Below are 16,999 nucleotides of genomic sequence, written 5' to 3'. Positions count from 1 at the left end.
AAAATCCCGGTGGTTATCTTTGGGGATTTTTTGTGTCTGCTCAATTGGTGGGTCCATCCTTTTGTGGGCTTATATCTGGACAGGCAAGCTTTTTAGGCCGTAGACAAAGCCGCTCACAATCGGTTCGAGCTGCAGGTTTTCGGGCAAGCGCATGTCGGGAAAGCGGTTGATAAGCTCGGGCATAGCCAACGCTGCTTCCAGACGGGCCAGTGGGGCACCCAGGCAGAAGTGAATGCCTTTGCCAAACGCGAGATGCTTGTTTTGCTGCCGCGCAGGGTCGAATGTGTCAGCATAAAGGAAGTGCGTTTCATCGCGATTAGCGGAGCCGATCCAGCCGACGACCTCCTGGCCTTTTTTGATGGAATGGCCTCTCAATTCGATATCCTGCTTGGCAAATCGGTTGATCGCCTGAACCGGCGAGCGAAAGCGCAGCGTTTCCTCGATGGCTCCCGGAATCAGGTCGGGCTCCTTGTTCACCCGTTCAAAAATGGAGCGATCCTCTAATAAGCAATACATGCCATTGCCGATCAAATTCGTTGTGGTTTCATTCCCCGCAGCCAGCAGCAATTTGCAAAATGCGCGTATTTCGTTGTCAGCCAGCTTGGCGCCGTCCACTTCCGCCGAAATGATGACCGAAATCAAATCTTCTTGCGGATTTTTCCGTTTTTGCGCAATGATCTCATCAAAATACGCATACATTTCCTTCTGCTTGGCCAGTTTTTCGGTGAGCAGGGATTCGACGGCTTCGGCCGTCATACTTTTCGGCCCCTCCACCAAAATGTCCGACCACTCTTTGAATTTATCCATATCTTCATAAGGGACGCCGAGAATGTCAGCTATGACGATGACGGGCAGCGGATAGGCAAAATCCCGGATGATGTCGACCGTATCTTTTCCTTTCAAATCGTCGAGCAGCTTCGTCACGAGCGTTTGGATGCGCGGACGCCACATCTCCAGTTCACGCGGGGTGAAGGCTTTGTTGACGATTGCCCGCAGCTGCGTATGCTTTGGTGGGTCTAGGCTCAGCAGGCTGCGAACGTCTCCCTCCAGTGTGGGCCGCTCGGAGGAAAAGAGCGAGGCTTCTTTCAACAGCCATTCCACATCGTCAAAAAGGAACAGGTCCCAAGCACCGGCCTGTTCATCAAAATGAATTGGGCTTTCCTCACGCATTTTTTTATACCAGCCGAACCGCTCCCAATTTTCGAGTTTGCTTGGAAACAGATGACGAAAAAAGATCGCTTTCGTTGGCGTCGCCATAGAAGGGGGTCCTCCGCTCACAATTGAGATTGATCCTTATGCGAATCAGGAAAAGTATCCCTTATGGGCTGCCATTTTATGCGGATAACAACCACAGTGAAACGTGACCCAAAGAAGACCAGCCCAAAGGGACTGGTCTTTCGAATACAGATAAGAATTTATAAAATTCTTATCCAGTATAGGGGCAACCGCGACTCCGCCAAAAAGCATGGCGTAGCCAGGTTTTCTAATGGAAAGGATAAAGGCGGTTGATTAGAAATAAGGACCGGGCTGGGGTGAGCAGCCGGGGTAAGGTGTAATGTTTTGGATTTGGTCGAAGCGGTAATGCTTCGTCGCATACTGGGCTTGATACAAATATTGCATCAGGTAGATTTGACCGCGCTCAATTTTACACAAAACGCCGGACACACCTGTGCCGTCCACAAGCGAGACCCCTACGGGCTGGCCGATCAAATAGGTTGCGCGTTCTAACCATGGTGGCATTGCGTTCACCTCCCCCTATACTGTATGCGAGACAATCGCACAGAGAAATGGACAAACGCCCATGTATGGATGAAAAGGTTTTAAGGGAAAAAATTACTTTACAAGCCTTTTGTATATTCAAGATAATAATAATTGGTATGTAAATAAGGGTAGGAGTTGATAAACATGAAAACCATCGAGGCGCGACTGGAAAACAAACCTTCATTCACGGTTGCGGGGATCAAATGGGAAGGCACGTTCGAGGAGGCTGCTGCCGGGGGCATTCGGGACGTGATGCAACAGGTGAAGAAACAAGCACAAGTGGTTACGGGCGGTAACGAACCTGACATTCATTTGGGGCTCTCGTATCATCGGGAACCAGGGCGATTCATCCATCTGTCAGCGATTCAGATCGAGGACGGCGGACAGCTCCCGGAAGGATGGGAAACGGTAACTGTAGAGCCGACCACGTATGCAGTGGTAGCCCATCAGAAGGGAGACGATATCGAGCAGTCGTATCGCACCCTATATGCATGGATTGAAGAGCAAGGCTACGTCCGCAGCACCGATGGACTGACCCATTTGGAGGAATACCCATTCGGGCAGGATCCCTATGACAACCAACCCGCCTTCACCATTTTGATTCCGGTACAAGAGAAAAAATAAGTCTAGACGATAAAGGGAAACCAGCTACCCGCTATGGGAGCTGGTTTTTTTGTACAGATAAGAATTTATAAAAATTCTTATCCAGTATAAGTGCAACCGCGGCTCCGCCAAAAAGCTTGGCGAAGCCAGGTTTTCTAACATTCATAAAGTCGGGTTCCTGCAAAAAGCACAATTTAAGCGTATAATGGCAAGGGAAACGACCAATTCTCGCTGTACATATCGCTTACAACGTTGTAGGTTGGGGGGGCTTATGGATATACGGCAGCTAAAATATTTTGTGGAAGTGGCCAAGCAGAAAAGCTTTACGCGCGCCTCAACAACCTTGCTTGTATCCCAGCCGTCGATCAGCAAAATGATCAAGAGCTTGGAAGAGGAGCTTGGCGTGGTGCTATTGGACCGGAATGAGCGGAAGGTAGTGCTGACCGATGCTGGCGCCATGGTGTTCGAGCAGGCGCAGACCATTTTGCAGATGATGGAGCAGCTCACCTTGTCAGTGGACGAGCTGGTGCACATGAAACGGGGGAGGGTGAAGATGGGGCTGATGCCGACGGTCGGCTCGCTCTTGTTTCCTCACACGATCGCTCGCTTTCGTAAAGAATATCCGGATATCGAGATGCAAATGGTGGAGCACAAGGCCAAGCAGCTGCAGCATCAAGTGGAGCAAGGGGAATTGGATGTCGCAGTCACGGTGCATCCGGTCGATGAAGCACTTTTCGAGACCGTGCCGCTGCTGTCTGAGGAGCTGGTGGCCATCGCGGATAACGAGCATTGGTTGGTCGAACGGGAATCGGTCCGTCTTGCGGAGCTTAAAAATGAGTCATTCATCTTGTTTTCGGAGGAATTCGTCTTGCATGACGTGGTCAGGCAGGCATGCGCACAGGCCGGGTTCGAGCCAAAAGTGGCGTATGTGAGCCAGCTGTGGGATTTGGTCGGGGAAATGGTGGCGACCCAGCTGGGGATTGCGCTCGTGCCGCGCTCGATGGTGCGCCGGCTAAACCAGCGGAGCATCCAGGCAGTTACGATTAGTGAACCGCACATTGATTGGAAACTAGTGCTTATTTACCGACGTGATCGCTATCTTTCCTATGCGGCACGCGCTTTTATCCGCTATGCGGAGGCGAATTGGTCGATACGGGATCAGCTATAACTTTTTTGCATCAACTTCATGTATTATATGTATTTTACGAATGGATCGATGCACCTTAGAATGAGATCGTTATCATTGTGATCGAGGGGTGTCATCTATGAAGAAGTGGCTTCACGCGTTCCCGCAAATTTGTCTCATTCTGTTGTTTTCGCTGATCGGAAAAGCGTTTGTTGCTTATACGCATATCGGCATTCCTAGCAGCTTGATCGGACTTGCGCTTCTGTTTTTCAGTCTTCAGCTAGGTGTCGTGCGCCTAAATTGGGTGGAGGCAGGAGCGGCGATCCTGTTTGCCGACATGCTTTTGTTCTTCGTCCCTGCGGTTGTGGGGATCATGAAGTTTCCGTGGCTGATCGGAGTCAAAGGGCTGTTTGTCCTGTTGATCGTGATGTGCGGCACCGGCCTTGCGATGATGGTCACCGGTGTCGTTTCCGACCGTCTGCTGCGCGTGCGTATCCGTTCCGGTGAGGTGAAAACGCATGCTGCTGCTAAAAATATGTAGTGTCTGCTTTACCGTCGCCCTTTATTTGTACTGCAAACGATTGAATCGAAAAAAGCCGGGATGGCTCACATCTCCCATTATTCTGACTCCGCTCGCGATGATGGGGATCCTGTTTACGATCGGATTGCCGTACGAGGAGTACCAGCACGCGACGTCGCTGTTTACGGAAGCGCTCAATATGGTCACCGTTGCGTTTGCGATCCCGCTCTACCGTAACTGGGCGATCTTGCGGGCGAACTGGCGCGTCATCGTGTTCAGTCTTTCGGTCGGCTCACTCGCCGCCATCATCGGTGGAATGATTCCCACCTACTTGCTGGGAATGGGCGGACAGGCGGTGCTGAGCGTGATTCCGCGCTCGATCACGACACCAATCGCCGTCAGTCTATCCGAATCGATTCACGGCATTCCGGCATTGACCGCGGTGTTTGTCATGCTGACCAGCTTTGCCGGCATGTATTTGGGACCAAAAATCATGCGGCTGTTCCATGTCCGGCATCCGCTGGCCATCGGGATGATGTATGGAATGGGGGCTCACGCTTTAGGCACGGTGAAGGCGTTTGAGCGAGGCGAGGTGGAGGGAACGGTCTCCAGCCTGTCCAATATCGTCGGAGCGATCATCACCGTCGCATGGGCGTTTATGCTGCTGCCCATCGTTCAGGCATGGATGACCTAACAGCAAACAAAGCCTCCGCAGGGGAGTTGCATCCCGTGTGGAGGCTTTGTTTATTTCTTTTTCAGTACCGTGCGCAAATCCGCAAGCTGTTCGATCATGGCCAAGGGAACATGGGGCGTCTGCGGCTCGTGACCATGCGCATTCAGCCAAACCGCAGAAATGCCCGCGTCCATTGCGCCTGCAACGTCCGCGATCCAGTTGTCACCGACAAACAGAGTCTCATGTGCATCTGCGCCCATTTGCGCCAGAACATGCTGAAAAATCCGCTTGTCCGGCTTGTGATGGCCGATCAGCTCGGAGATGAAGACGGTATCCGGCGGGAACAAGTGGGCAAGCTGTAGGCGCTCTAGCTTTTTGTCCGTCATGTCGGCGGGACCGTTCGTGACGATCCCCAGACGGTAACGACCGGACAGCTCGGTTATAAGGGCCGTCGTCTCTTCTACAGGCAGCATGTTCTCCTCGTTTTTTTGCCGAAAGAGTGCCTGGAAATCATCCGACTCCTGCCGCTTTGCCTGGCGATCGAAGTGGCCGAGCGAGTTTTGGAGGCGAACGTGCCGGTATTCGTTAAAGGTGAGCGATCGATCGGCGATTTGCGGCCAAAGCGCATCATTGTAGTAAGCGAGCTTTTCATAAAAAGCGTCTGTGTCCAAATCGCGGGTCAACGGGTGCGTGCGGATTGTTTCGCGCATGCCGGTTTCCCAGCAAGCTGAAAAATCATAAAGCGTATCATCTAGATCGAATAGAATCACTTTGCAAGCTTCCAATGTTTTTCACCTCAAGTATCCGAAAGTAGCAATATAGTGAAGATACCTGACGATGGGTGTTCTTTCAATGAATTTTCATAGGAAGATCAGATTTGCTAACTTATTCTACTATATAATGGAAAAATGAGGGGAGGGGAAGCATGCAAACCAATCCGATCGAATTCATCAGCCTGACGGAGGCCAATATCGACCAGGAGCATATTTGCTGTGCGCTCGGCGATCCCAAAACGGCGAATGGCGTGCAAGCGAAAAAAGACTGGATGAAAGCACGTTTTGCGGAAGGATTTCGATTCAAGAAAGGAAACGTCCGGGGAAAAGTATTCATTGAATATGTGCCGGCCGAATTTGCCTGGGTTCCAGTCGAGGCGCCGGGCTACCTTTTCATCAATTGCCTGTGGGTTTCCGGTCAATTCAAAGGCCAAGGGCTCGCTGCCAGACTGCTAGCCGAATGCATCCGCGATGCCCAAAATATGAACGGGATCGTGGTGATCGCGGGAAAAGGAAAGCGTCCCTACCTGTCGGACAAGAAATTTTTTGCCCATCATGGGTTCGTTACCTGTGATACGGCGCTTCCGTATTTCGAATTGCTGGTCAATCGATTTCAAGCCGATGCACCGCTTCCGCGCTTTTGTCAACATGTGCAAAAGCAAAAGTCAGAAATCGATGAGCGGAACGGGCTACAGCTGTTTTATACGAATCAGTGCCCGTTTACTGAGTTTTATGCTGACGAGCTGGAGCAGGCAGCCCGTGAGGCAGGCATACCGTTTGAAAAACATAAGATCGCTACGCGGGAGGAAGCGCGTCGTGCGCCGTCACCGTATACGTCCTACAGCTTGTTTTATCGAGGCAAATTCGTGACACACGAAATCATGACGAGAGACAAGTTTAACAAAATAAATTGGCAAGAATGGACGTAAAGCAATGCCGGACTTCACCATAACCGAAGCGAGACCGGGACTCCTTATCAATCAAGGAGTCCCAGTCATTTTAATCGCCAAGATATTGGCTCGCAAACGTTCGCTATTCCTTTTTCCCGATTAACAATTCCACTTCTTCGATTTCCTTCGGGATCTGTGAAGATAGCACCTCGAAGCCGTCTGCTGTTACTAACACATCATCTTCAATCCGAATGCCAATCGCTTCTTCCTCTATGTACAGACCAGGCTCAATCGTGATCACCATACCTGGTTGCATGACTGCACTGTAATCCGAGATATCGTGCGTATCCAGTCCAAGGTGATGAGACACGGCATGATAGTAGTAGTTGGACAGCTCACTGCTCTCTTTTATGAGACCGAGACGTAGCAGGCCATCTGTGAAGACTTGTTTCGTGACCTCATTTAGTTGTTGAAGTGTGACACCAGGCTTCACTGCTTCGATGGTCTTGATTTCTGCTTCGAGTACGAGTTGATAGATCTCTTTCTGACGTTCTGTAAAGCGACCGTTCACGGGAAACGTTCGCGAAATATCAGCCGCGTAGTAGTTCGATGCTGCACCGAGGTCGAGGAGGACCAAGTCACCATCTTCCGTGCGCTGATCATTCGCTTCATAGTGCAAGACAGTAGCATTGATTCCGCTAGCAATAATAGGTAAATAAGGAAGCTCGCGAACACCATGCGACTTCAACGTGAAATCATAGTGCGCCTCTAGCTCATATTCCATGATTCCAGGACGTGCATGCGACCACATGCGTCGTATCGCTTCATCCGTAATGGCAATCGCACGTCTGATTTCTTCGATCTCTGCTGGACTCTTCACCATACGCAGTTCTTTCAGCCATGGGCCCGCATCGTGAATCTGCAGGGTCGGGTATTTCTTCTGCGCGTCTTCGGCAAAAGTCTCTGCAGGGGTCAGCTCATCGCTCCACAGATAGCGATACAAGTCAAGATAGAGCGAGCCCTTGCCTTCGCAGCGCCTCATAAAGGTTGCAAATGACTGGAGCCACTCATCGAGATAGTCGAAGTGTTCGATACCAGACTGCTCCTTTGCCTCTTGATCCGATAAGACGGCACCTGTCCATTTCGCTTCCAGTTCATTTGGTCGCTGAAGAAATAACGTTTCGGTCACAGTGCCAGCGCGTTTCGTGATCATGAGAATGAGGTTGCTGCGCGCAATGCCGGTTAGATAGTAGAAGTTGCGGTTCGGTGTATATGGATATTTATCGTCATGGCTGCGTGTCTTGACAACCCCTGAAAATAGTACAAGAGCGCTGTGATCAGGCATTTTTTCTGCGAGCCTTTGTCGGCGACTGATGAATTCTTTTGAATCCATTGTACTTGTCATTTGTTTTCTACCCCTTCGTTCGTGAGTTTCTTTATGACCTGATCCAGTATGTGAAAGGCGCTCTTCTTACTTCTATATTTTAGGATACTTTCATCTATTTGGATACGAAGAAAAAGCTGCTGACGGCTAGGGTCAACAGCTTTTTTTACGGTATCTGCTTATTTCGGCGCTGGAAGCGTCGTTTGCTCCAGTTCGACATCTACCAAAATCTTGATAGCTTGTGTTTGTGGAGGCAAGCTTTTTGTTGCAATCGGACCGTAGAAGGCGACAATTTTTTGGCCCTTCTTCAACTGATCCGCTTTGATCTCGCTGTTATCCAGCGTATTGATCAGTTTCGTGTCGGCGGAAAGCTTGAGCAGCACGCTCTCGAAGCCTTTATCGTTGAGGCCGATGCCGTTGGAGATGAGGACGGTTTTGGAGCCGTCTTTCTGGGTGGTTACTTCAGCGATTTCCCCTTGGGTCGCCAGCAGCTCAGGCACAGTTTCGTTCACGACGATTTTGGAGGCGGTCGCTTGCGGCGGAATGCTCATTGTCATCGCTGCGCCGATTGTGGCTGAAACGCTCATGCCTGGTTTCAGATCGGTTACCGCCAGCTTTTTACCGTCAGCCGAAACGATTTCGGTTTTGTCATAGATGCCGAGGCGCATGCCGTAAGCGAATCCGTTTATGGTGACGAAATAGCCTTCTTTGCCATGAACGATTTCGGTCACGGTGCCATCCTTGATCGGCGCAACATGTACGTCTGGCTGCGCATCTTGACTGGTGATGGTCAGGTGGAATCTGTCGTTGGCTTTCACGTTCTCTTTCAGCACCTCGCTGAAGAAGGACAATGGCACATACGTTTTGCCTTCATTCAGGATTGGGGCATCGCCCAATTTTACTTGCATCTTGTTGATATTGTAGTTGTCTTGGCCGATTTGAATCATGAAGAAGCGCGGGCCTTTGCTGAGCTCCAGCATTTTTTTCGTCTGGTTCCATTCGACCTTGTAGCCGAGCTTTTCAGCGGCTTCGCGCAACGGCACCATATAGTGATCTTTCTCGTTTTGGTAGATATAGTTTTTTTGCGGATCGAGCGCTTCGCCATTGATTTGCAGGTTAACCAGCGGCGCAGGCGGATCGATTTGGATCGCAGTAGGATTAAAGGTAGACTCCGCATGCACTTGCGGAAGAGTCGTGAACGATGTAGTGAGCAATGCCGCCATCATTAGAGCGGAACCGAGTTGTTTCGCACGTTTCATCAGGAATCATCTCCAATTTCATTGTTGTGTTGTGTGTGGTTCTGCATCCTTTGACGGCAGCATTCTTTCGAACGTTTCATCATGTTCACATATTTTTTTACAGCAAACAGGTTATTACTAGAGCTGACGACCATTCTTTCATTAAAGCGGGCACAAAAAAATTTTCGCAGATTCGCTTATTCGGCCGGGGCTTACTCGTGGAATCTGCCCATAACGATGGTGTCGTAGTAATTGCCGTCGGAAAGGATTTTGTCTTTTTTGAGCACCCCTTCAATGGCAAAGCCGAGCTTTTGGTAAAGGGCAATCGCTTTCTCGTTTGTTTCTAAAACGCTTAATGCGATTTTGCGAATCCCGGTGGAATCTGCCCAAGCAATCGACTCTTTCAACAAATTTTGCCCAATCCCACATCCCCAAAATTCTTGCAGCACGCACACCCCGAATTCGACTTTGTGCGCGAGTCGTTTCAATTCGCTGCCCTGGCATCGGGAATAGCCGACAAGCCGATCATCGACAGCCGCCACTAAAAACAAGTTGCGAGAAGCTTCGGCGTCCGCTTTGATCAGCTGTTCAAAGCCAGGCGCATCGATGAATGCCTCGCCTTTTTCCCTATCCATGTTTTCCGTCTCACCGTCAATTTTCACTCGCAAGGCAGACAGCTGTGCCGCATCGGCAACGTCTGCGGAGCGGATCGTGTAACGGACTTCCTTTACGTGGAATTCGCGCTTGTCAATGAACATGATATCCCTCGATTCTTTTATCGTTGGTCTCTGGCTCTCTGCCGGGTCAAACCGGCAGCAGAATCGTAAACAGCGGGCCTGCTTTTGTGTTGGTCGCCATCATATGACCGCCGTGGAACTGGATGATCTTTTGTGAGATGAACAATCCGAGTCCAAATTTTCCGTTTTTGCCTTTGTAAAAGTGATTGAACAAGTGATGAAGAACTTCCTCCTCAATCAGGGGACCGTCATTGAGGATGGAAATTTGTACATGCTCGGCAGCTTGATAGAGGCAAACATCTGTCGAGATGTGGATGGTCGTTGACGCGTAACGAAGATTATTTTCGAGGATGTTTTCCAAAGCGACGGTCAACTCATCCTCATTGCCGAGAATGAAAGCATCTTGTAGGCTTGTTTCGATCCGGTGATGATGCGAATTGAGGGCAAACCGTCGGGAAAGCTGCTCCAGTAAAGCTTTTAGATTGAGCTTATGACGTTCATTTTTGCGCTCCAATATATAATCAAGGCTATTGAGGTACAGCAGCTTTTCTACTTTTTGCTCCAGATTGACCGCTTCTTTTTCAATAATGGCGACCGTGTCTTCCAAAGAATCGTTCAAGTATACACCATCTGATAATGCTTGCGCGTAGCTGCGAATCACCATGATGGGTGTTTTTAAGTCATGAGAGACGTTTTGGAGGAAAATCTCTTCGTCCATCTCCATTTTTTTCAATGAATCTTGCATCATGTTGATGGACGTGGCCAGCTTGCCGAATTCGTCGCTCCGGTTAAGGCGGATAGGCTCGGCCCATTCCTTGTTGGCGATTTGACGCACCTTTCGCTCTAAATCACGTAACGGCTCCGTAATTTTGTTGGTGATGATTTTGGCGATGCCGATGTTCACAATCGAGATGACGAGCAGAATGCGAATGAGATTTTTCAAGAGGTCAAACGAGAGATAGTTGATCAGCACCAAGGTGACGATGCAGGTAATGAAGACGAGAAAAGCCGTCATGGTCATCCAGATTTGAAAGCCGAACGGTTTGTCTTTCATTTTTTCACCAGGCGGTAGCCATATCCGTACATGGTTTCTAACGGGAGATTGGGCAGTTTTTTGCGAATGCGCCGGATGGTATCATCCACCACGCGGTCCGATCCGTAGTAATGCTTGTCCCAGATTCGCTCCAAAATTTGTTCGCGCGAAAACGCCTGATTGGGGTTGTCGATGAAAAACAGCAGCAGGTCAAACTCTTTCGCGGATAAGGAAAGGGTGACATCGTTCTCACGGATGGTGTGGCTTTCACGGTTGATGACATACCCGGAGATTGTAGTCGTCTTGTTGTAAGCCGGTTTCACCCCATAGGTCAGCTCCAGCCACTTTTTCGCTTTGATGATCAGTTCGCGTGGCAAAAAAGGCTTGGAGATATAGTCGTCACAGCCCAGCTCCAGCCCGATCACACGGTCGATTTCTTCATTTTTTGCCGAAATGAAGATGATGGGCACATTTGGCTGAACTTCCTTAATCTCTTTCAGCAGCGTGTATCCATTGATATCGGGAAGCATGATGTCCAAAATCCAGAGATCGGGCGAGGTGTGAAGCCATTTTTGCGCCGTGTAGCCGTCCAAAAATGCTTCGACACAATATCCTTCCTTCTCCAAATATTTCTTCAAAATCGCGTTCAAATCTTCATTGTCTTCTACAAGGTAGACTTTGTACGGCATGATGTTCGCTCCCTGTGCGTGTTCTTCATCAATTATACAATACCGGAACGGGAAAAAACCTCCGAATCGAGTGGATGTCAGAGGTGTGGTCATGGTTGTGTCTTAGAGGACTTTCTTTAAAAAGGCTTGCGTTCGTTCGTGGCGGGGACGTGTAAACAGCTCGTCCGGCTTCGCTTCTTCTACGACGTAGCCGCCGTCCATGAAGATGACTCGATCTGCCACTTCCCGTGCGAATCCCATCTCGTGGGTGACGATCACCATGGTCATGCCTTCTTTGGACAAATCGCGCATCACCTGAAGAACCTCACCCACCATCTCCGGATCAAGCGCAGAGGTCGGCTCGTCAAACAGCATGACATGCGGCTCCATCGCGAGCGCTCGTGCGATAGCGACCCGCTGCTGTTGTCCGCCCGACAAGTTTGGCGGATAGACATTGGCTTTTTGCGTCAGCCCAACTTTTTGCAAAAGTCGCATGGCTTTTTCTTCGGCATCCATTTTCGACACTTTTTTCAGTTTGCGCAGTGCCAGCGTAATGTTCTCGAGCACTGTCTTGTGGGGGAACAGATTGAATTGCTGGAAAACCATTCCAACTTTTTGGCGGATGGCATTGATGTTCGTGCCAGGATCAGTGACATTGGTTCCCTCAATCCAAACCTCTCCGGAAGTTGGGGTCTCGAGCAGGTTCAGACAGCGAAGAAAGGTTGATTTGCCGGAGCCAGAAGGACCGATGATGCATACGGTTTCCCGGTTTGTGATCGAGACGTTAATTTCTTTTAACACATCAAGCTTGCCGAACGATTTGCACAGTTGATTGACTTGAATCATGATTTCGCCAGCCTCCGTTCCAGCCTGTTTGAGATGAGCGTCAAGGCATAGATGAGTATGTAGTAGATGACAGCGATTGCGCCCAGAATTTCGAATGCGCGGAAGTTGGACGAATAGATGGTTTGCCCTTCCATGGTCAGTTCAGCGATGCCAATGACGGACAAGAGTGAGGTATCTTTGATCGTAATGATGAACTGGTTGACGAAAGCAGGGATCATCCGTTTGACCGCCTGTGGCAGAATCACGTAATTCATGGTTTGTGCATAGGTGAAGCCGAGCGCCCGTCCTGCTTCCATTTGCCCTCTGTCGATCGATTCGATCCCTGCACGGAATATTTCAACGAGGTAAGCGCCGGCATTGATGCTGATGGCGATGACCCCGGCTGCAAAAGCCGAGAGCTTGAAATCAAAGGCACCGGGAAGTCCGAAATAAATGAACAGCACCTGCACCAAAAGCGGTGTACCGCGGATGATGTTCACGTAGAATTCGGCAATCCAGCGCAAAAGCGGGTTTTTGGAAATGCGGAGCAACCCGAAGGCAAGCCCGATCGCCATAGCGAAAAACAACGCGACGACGGCGATTTCCAGCGTAACCCAGAGGCCGCTTAGAAGGGCGGGGAGCGCTTTCTGTATGATGTTCAACGTATCCACTGATTCTCACCCAATCCATTAACCTAATTTAGTTAGTGCCGAAATATTTGTCGTAGAGCTTTTGGAATTCCCCGGAATCTTTCAGTTCTTTCAGGCCTTTGTTGAACTTGTCCAGCAGCTCTTTGTTGCCTTTCACAATCGCGATGCCATATTCCTCGCCTGTCAAACGGTCGCCCATGACACGCAGCTTGGTCGCATCTCCATCAACCTTGATTTTGTAGGCGACCATCGGAAAATCATTGATCAGCGCGTCCGAGTTGCCTGATTCCACATCCAAAAACAGCGTCGCGTCATCCTGCAAAATTTTTACCTTGGCACCGTACTGTTCGGCCAGCTTTTGTGCTGTCTCAAGACCGGATGTCCCTTGCTTGGCAACGATGGTTTTGCCGTTCAAGTCTTCCAGCTTTTGAATCGGGCTGTTTTTCGCGACGACGATGGACAACCCGGATTGGAAATATGGATCGGTGAAGTCCACCACTTGCTTGCGGTCTTCCCGAATGGTGATTGCGGAAACGGCTCCATCGACTTGTTTGGCTTGAAGAGCAGGTATAATCCCATCAAACTTCATTTCTTTCCATTCCATCTGCACGTTTGCTTTCTTTGCAATCGCTTCCACTAATTCGATGTCGTAACCGATCAGCTTCCCATTTTCCTTACCTGCGAATGGTGGGCCGTCATTGGTGGTGGCGATGGTGACGACCTTTGCATCAGCGCTGCTGCCAGTAGCTTCTTGCTTTGAACCGCACCCCGCGATGTTTAACGCTACCAAACCAACCATGCCTGCAGCCAGCCATTTTTTGAAATGAATCATAGGAAAACCCCCTTTTATTTTCGGTGTTCACTTGCGAATCATTGTAAAAAGAAAATGCGTGTCAAATTTCAAAAAAGTGTGTGAAATTTTGTGAACATCATGGTAAAATGCCCATTGTTCCGACTTCGGAAGGAAAGGAGGGGCCCTTTTGCATGCAGGAGAAAATCCTTGATGCTGTCGTCAATTTTTTATGGGATGTTCCTCTGGTCTTTGCCATTCTGTTTACAGGTTTTTTCTATACGATTGAAAGCAAGTTTTTTCAGCTGACACACTTGAAGCTGTTTTTTCGTGAAACCATAGGCCGGATTTGGCGGAAAGGGGACGAGCCTAGGTCGCCAGGGATGTTGACGCCCCTCGAAGCGGCTTATACGGCGATCGGTAGTACAGTCGGGATTGGAAGCATCGGCGGGGTTGCTACGGCGATTGCCATCGGCGGGCCTGGGGCCGTTTTTTGGATGTGGATCGCGGCCTTTATCGGCATGATCATCAAAACGGCGGAAGTTGCGTTGTCCGTTCATTACCGGACGGTGGACGAAGAGGGGAATTTGTATGGCGGTCCTACGTTTTATATCGAAAATGGGATCGGAAAAGAGATGAATGTAAAGGCATGGATCCTTCCTGCCTCGTTATTTGGAGTAGGCATTATTTCAACCGTTTTCATTTCGATTATCAATTATGCCGCTTCCGATGCGATCAGCTCAACGTTTGGCGTTAACATCTTTGCCGTGTCGATCGTCTATGCGTTGCTGCTCTATTTTCTCATCATGAATGGGATCAAGTATTTGGGGAAAATTTTCACGATCATGATACCGGTGACGACGACCTTTTACATCGTTCTTGGGTTGATAATTATTGGGATGAATGCCGAAAAGGTTTGGCCTGTGCTTGTGATGATCGGAAAAGACGCATTTTTGGGGACAGCGGCTGTGGGCGGCTTTGCGGGTGCTGCACTGTCGCAAGTGATTACGATGGGGGTCTCGCAAGCGGTGTACAGCAGTGAGTTCGGCTGGGGGACATCCCCGATGATTCATTCGACGGCCAAGGTGAACCATCCGGTGAAGCAAGGGTTCTGGGGTGGAATTGAGGTTTTTGTCAATACTATTGTCATTTGCAGTATTACCGCGTTCGTCATCCTTCTGTCTGGGGAGTGGACATCGGGCGAGTCGGGGATGACCTTGGCATTGAAATCCTACGAATCGATTTTAGGACCGGCGGGCAAGTATATGGTCACGGTGGTCATCTTCTTTTTTGCGATTACGACTTCAAGCGCTTGGTATTCCTATACCGAGATCATCCTGCGGCATTTGTTTCGCAAACAAACCGCGCTGAAAAACAAACTGTTGAAGCTGCTAAAGCTGGTTTATCCGTTGCCGGAGTTTTTACTCGTCATCTATGTGGTTATCTATCACATTTCGGACAGGAACGTATGGCTCATGACGGAGATTACGACGGCCGTTCCGACTTTCGTGAATATTTTCGTTCTCTTGATTTTGAGCCAACGCTTCAAAAAGCTGCTGCAAGATTACAAGGCCCGCCATATGGGGCGTGGGGTGGTCGATGAGGATTTTTCGCCTTTTCATTCCGACCAGCATGGGAAAAAAGCGGATTGATTGTGTGAAGATTTCACATATTCCTTTGATTTTTTTGCTGCATTCTTGGCCTAAAATGGGACCCAAGAAAAAGAGGCAAAAGGAGTATGAGACTATGGCCAAACCGCTTATCGGATTCACCACGTACTACGTCAATCCTTTTGAAAACAGCGATTTCCGGTTCGTTCCCGCCCAAGACCACATCATGACAGCGGTTGACGATCCGCTCTGCATTCACAAGGCAGGCGGGATTCCAATTGCGCTCTCCGTGATTGATGATGAAAGCTATATGGATGAGATTCTGGATCAGATTGACGGGCTCTATCTTGCTGGTGGAAGCGACATTTGCCCGTCTTATTACGGCCAGCCTTATAAAAAAGGCATAGGCAGCATCGTACCGGAGCGGGATGCTTTTGAAATCAAACTGCTGGAAAAGGCAGTCGCCCGAAAATTGCCGATCCTGGCTATCTGTCGCGGGTTTCAGCTGGTGAATGTCTTTTTCGGCGGAACTTTGATTCAAGACATTCAAAACTATTACCAGACAGACATTAACCATTCGGGCATCAATGGCCCCAGATGGAATATCGCGCATTCGGTAAAGCTGCAGGAAGGGACGTTTCTCCGCGAGTGCTTCGGGAAAGAGGAATTAGCGGTAAACAGCTTCCATCATCAAATTGTCGATGCGCTCGGCACCGGACTTGTGGTTTCAGCCCAGTCGGATGATGGGGTTATCGAGGGATTCGTTCATTCTGATTATCCTTTTCTCGTCGGGGTACAGTGGCATCCAGAGATGATGGCACACGTACACGCCGAACAGATGGAGATTTTCCGCAAATTTGTGCAATGTGCGCAACGAGGAAAAGCAAACGAAGCATTAATTTGCCACGCATAAGTTACGTGCGGCAAAGAAAAAACTCCGGCTCTCTTGGCAGAACCGGAGTTTTTTTATTAACGAAGCAGCCCTTGAAAAACCTGCTCATCCAACTCTTTCGATTTCTCGATCATCTGTGTTTTTTCGTAGGCCGGTTCTTGGACGATCTTGGAGCCCCAGAACATGCTTTCAAAAATGTTGTCGATGGACAGCTCAAGCTTCACCAGTTTCATTTGGATGCCTTCCATCGGCTCTTCACGGACGGTGACGGCACCCGTGATCGAGTAGACGGTTTCGAGCCCGATGACACAAATTGTGGCGCGCGGGTTGGCTTTCACGTTGCCGACGATACGTGAGTTGGCAGCGACTGCAAAGCGGATCGTGCCGGGATCAACGGTTTTGACCCAGGAGATGGCAGAGATGCTTGGGGTATTCGTCTCGGCATCGACTGTGGAGAGGAGCACAAGCTTATCACCATTGAGGTACTGGGCCAACTCTGGTGAAACGGCATTCTGGACTTCCTTTTTGCTCATGACAAGATTCCTCCTTGATTTTGATGTGATAGAACATTCCGAAAACGTTCATGAAAGCCATGTTGATGAATTGCCCCAATCGTACATGGCGCTTGCAAACGCGTTGCTTTATTGTACAATGTCTGGATCTGGGAGTCCATGGAAGCTCGTGAACTCGCTAGGTCGATGGGAGTGACGAGCGTATTAGCTTGTTCCTTTTTCCTTCATTCCATGTGGCAGCGGGCACGCGGAAAATTGTATAATCATTTCGAATGATCAAATAATTTTTCAACATTTCCCAGTCTGAGGGAGAA

The 16,999-nt window shown here is 49.5% G+C and carries 19 protein-coding genes; 7 read left to right on the top strand and 12 right to left on the bottom strand.

Going from position 1 to position 16,999, the window contains the following annotated elements; genetic code table 11:
• Window positions 1-69: 69 nt before the first annotated feature.
• Window positions 70-1,257, bottom strand: coding sequence for a cytochrome P450 (locus EDM56_RS01575; protein ID WP_122916120.1), 1,188 nt, complete (start codon window positions 1,255-1,257; stop codon window positions 70-72).
• 252 nt (window positions 1,258-1,509) lie between these two features.
• Complete coding sequence (locus EDM56_RS01565) at window positions 1,510-1,740, bottom strand: hypothetical protein (protein WP_122916118.1); 231 nt, start codon at window positions 1,738-1,740, stop codon at window positions 1,510-1,512.
• 165 nt (window positions 1,741-1,905) lie between these two features.
• Between EDM56_RS01565 and EDM56_RS01560 the strand changes: the two genes are divergently transcribed.
• From EDM56_RS01560 to EDM56_RS01545, 4 genes are all read left to right on the top strand, one after another.
• A complete protein-coding gene (locus EDM56_RS01560; protein WP_122916117.1) occupies window positions 1,906-2,385 on the top strand; it encodes a GyrI-like domain-containing protein in 480 nt (159 codons plus the stop codon).
• A 250-nt stretch (window positions 2,386-2,635) separates the two neighbouring features.
• Window positions 2,636-3,532 (top strand): LysR family transcriptional regulator, encoded by an 897-nt coding sequence (locus EDM56_RS01555; protein ID WP_122916116.1) that lies wholly within the window; start codon window positions 2,636-2,638, stop codon window positions 3,530-3,532.
• A 97-nt stretch (window positions 3,533-3,629) separates the two neighbouring features.
• On the top strand, window positions 3,630-4,031 hold the full coding sequence (locus EDM56_RS01550) for a CidA/LrgA family protein (RefSeq protein WP_122916115.1): 402 nt from the start codon (window positions 3,630-3,632) through the stop codon (window positions 4,029-4,031).
• A complete protein-coding gene (locus EDM56_RS01545; protein ID WP_122916114.1) occupies window positions 4,009-4,704 on the top strand; it encodes an LrgB family protein in 696 nt (231 codons plus the stop codon). The genes EDM56_RS01550 and EDM56_RS01545 overlap by 23 nt, the downstream gene beginning before the upstream one ends.
• A gap of 50 nt (window positions 4,705-4,754) precedes the next feature.
• Here EDM56_RS01545 and EDM56_RS01540 read toward each other — a convergent pair whose 3' ends face one another.
• The gene (locus tag EDM56_RS01540) at window positions 4,755-5,453 is read right to left on the bottom strand and encodes an HAD family hydrolase (RefSeq protein ID WP_246009218.1); all 699 of its coding nucleotides are present in this window, start codon (window positions 5,451-5,453) and stop codon (window positions 4,755-4,757) included.
• A gap of 155 nt (window positions 5,454-5,608) precedes the next feature.
• Between EDM56_RS01540 and EDM56_RS01535 the strand changes: the two genes are divergently transcribed.
• Window positions 5,609-6,385 (top strand): GNAT family N-acetyltransferase, encoded by a 777-nt coding sequence (locus EDM56_RS01535; RefSeq protein WP_122916112.1) that lies wholly within the window; start codon window positions 5,609-5,611, stop codon window positions 6,383-6,385.
• Between the two features lie 103 nt (window positions 6,386-6,488).
• Here EDM56_RS01535 and EDM56_RS01530 read toward each other — a convergent pair whose 3' ends face one another.
• The 8 genes from EDM56_RS01530 to EDM56_RS01495 all read right to left on the bottom strand — a co-directional run bounded on the left by EDM56_RS01530 (window position 6,489) and on the right by EDM56_RS01495 (window position 13,713).
• Entirely contained in the window at window positions 6,489-7,739 is a 1,251-nt protein-coding gene (locus EDM56_RS01530; RefSeq protein WP_425456268.1) for an aminopeptidase P N-terminal domain-containing protein, read from the bottom strand.
• 170 nt (window positions 7,740-7,909) lie between these two features.
• Window positions 7,910-8,989: a copper amine oxidase N-terminal domain-containing protein gene (locus EDM56_RS01525; protein WP_122916110.1), complete on the bottom strand. Its 1,080-nt coding sequence runs from the start codon at window positions 8,987-8,989 to the stop codon at window positions 7,910-7,912.
• A 191-nt stretch (window positions 8,990-9,180) separates the two neighbouring features.
• Entirely contained in the window at window positions 9,181-9,726 is a 546-nt protein-coding gene (locus tag EDM56_RS01520; protein ID WP_122916109.1) for a GNAT family N-acetyltransferase, read from the bottom strand.
• Window positions 9,727-9,772: 46 nt separating this feature from the next.
• A complete protein-coding gene (locus EDM56_RS01515) occupies window positions 9,773-10,759 on the bottom strand; it encodes a sensor histidine kinase (RefSeq protein ID WP_122916108.1) in 987 nt (328 codons plus the stop codon).
• Window positions 10,756-11,427, bottom strand: a complete 672-nt coding sequence (locus EDM56_RS01510; protein ID WP_122916107.1) for a response regulator transcription factor — start codon at window positions 11,425-11,427, stop codon at window positions 10,756-10,758. Before EDM56_RS01510 ends, EDM56_RS01515 begins: the two co-directional genes overlap by 4 nt.
• Before the next feature lie 102 nt (window positions 11,428-11,529).
• Window positions 11,530-12,252, bottom strand: coding sequence for an amino acid ABC transporter ATP-binding protein (locus EDM56_RS01505; RefSeq protein WP_122916106.1), 723 nt, complete (start codon window positions 12,250-12,252; stop codon window positions 11,530-11,532).
• Complete coding sequence (locus EDM56_RS01500; protein ID WP_122916105.1) at window positions 12,249-12,902, bottom strand: amino acid ABC transporter permease; 654 nt, start codon at window positions 12,900-12,902, stop codon at window positions 12,249-12,251. Before EDM56_RS01500 ends, EDM56_RS01505 begins: the two co-directional genes overlap by 4 nt.
• 28 nt (window positions 12,903-12,930) lie before the next feature.
• Window positions 12,931-13,713: a basic amino acid ABC transporter substrate-binding protein gene (locus EDM56_RS01495; protein ID WP_122916104.1), complete on the bottom strand. Its 783-nt coding sequence runs from the start codon at window positions 13,711-13,713 to the stop codon at window positions 12,931-12,933.
• A gap of 152 nt (window positions 13,714-13,865) precedes the next feature.
• Between EDM56_RS01495 and EDM56_RS01490 the strand changes: the two genes are divergently transcribed.
• A complete protein-coding gene (locus EDM56_RS01490; protein ID WP_122916103.1) occupies window positions 13,866-15,323 on the top strand; it encodes an alanine/glycine:cation symporter family protein in 1,458 nt (485 codons plus the stop codon).
• Window positions 15,324-15,417: 94 nt separating this feature from the next.
• Entirely contained in the window at window positions 15,418-16,194 is a 777-nt protein-coding gene (locus EDM56_RS01485; protein WP_122916102.1) for a gamma-glutamyl-gamma-aminobutyrate hydrolase family protein, read from the top strand.
• A 56-nt stretch (window positions 16,195-16,250) separates the two neighbouring features.
• On the opposite strand, the gene EDM56_RS01480 is transcribed toward EDM56_RS01485, so the two are convergent.
• Entirely contained in the window at window positions 16,251-16,706 is a 456-nt protein-coding gene (locus EDM56_RS01480; protein ID WP_122916101.1) for a pyridoxamine 5'-phosphate oxidase family protein, read from the bottom strand.
• Between the last annotated feature and the right edge of the window lie 293 nt (window positions 16,707-16,999).

Source organism: Brevibacillus fluminis, assembly GCF_003710825.1.
GTDB lineage: Bacteria > Bacillota > Bacilli > Brevibacillales > Brevibacillaceae > Brevibacillus_D > Brevibacillus_D fluminis.
The sequence above is the reverse complement of the archived record's forward strand: the minus strand, read 5'-3'. Positions and strand labels throughout refer to the sequence as shown.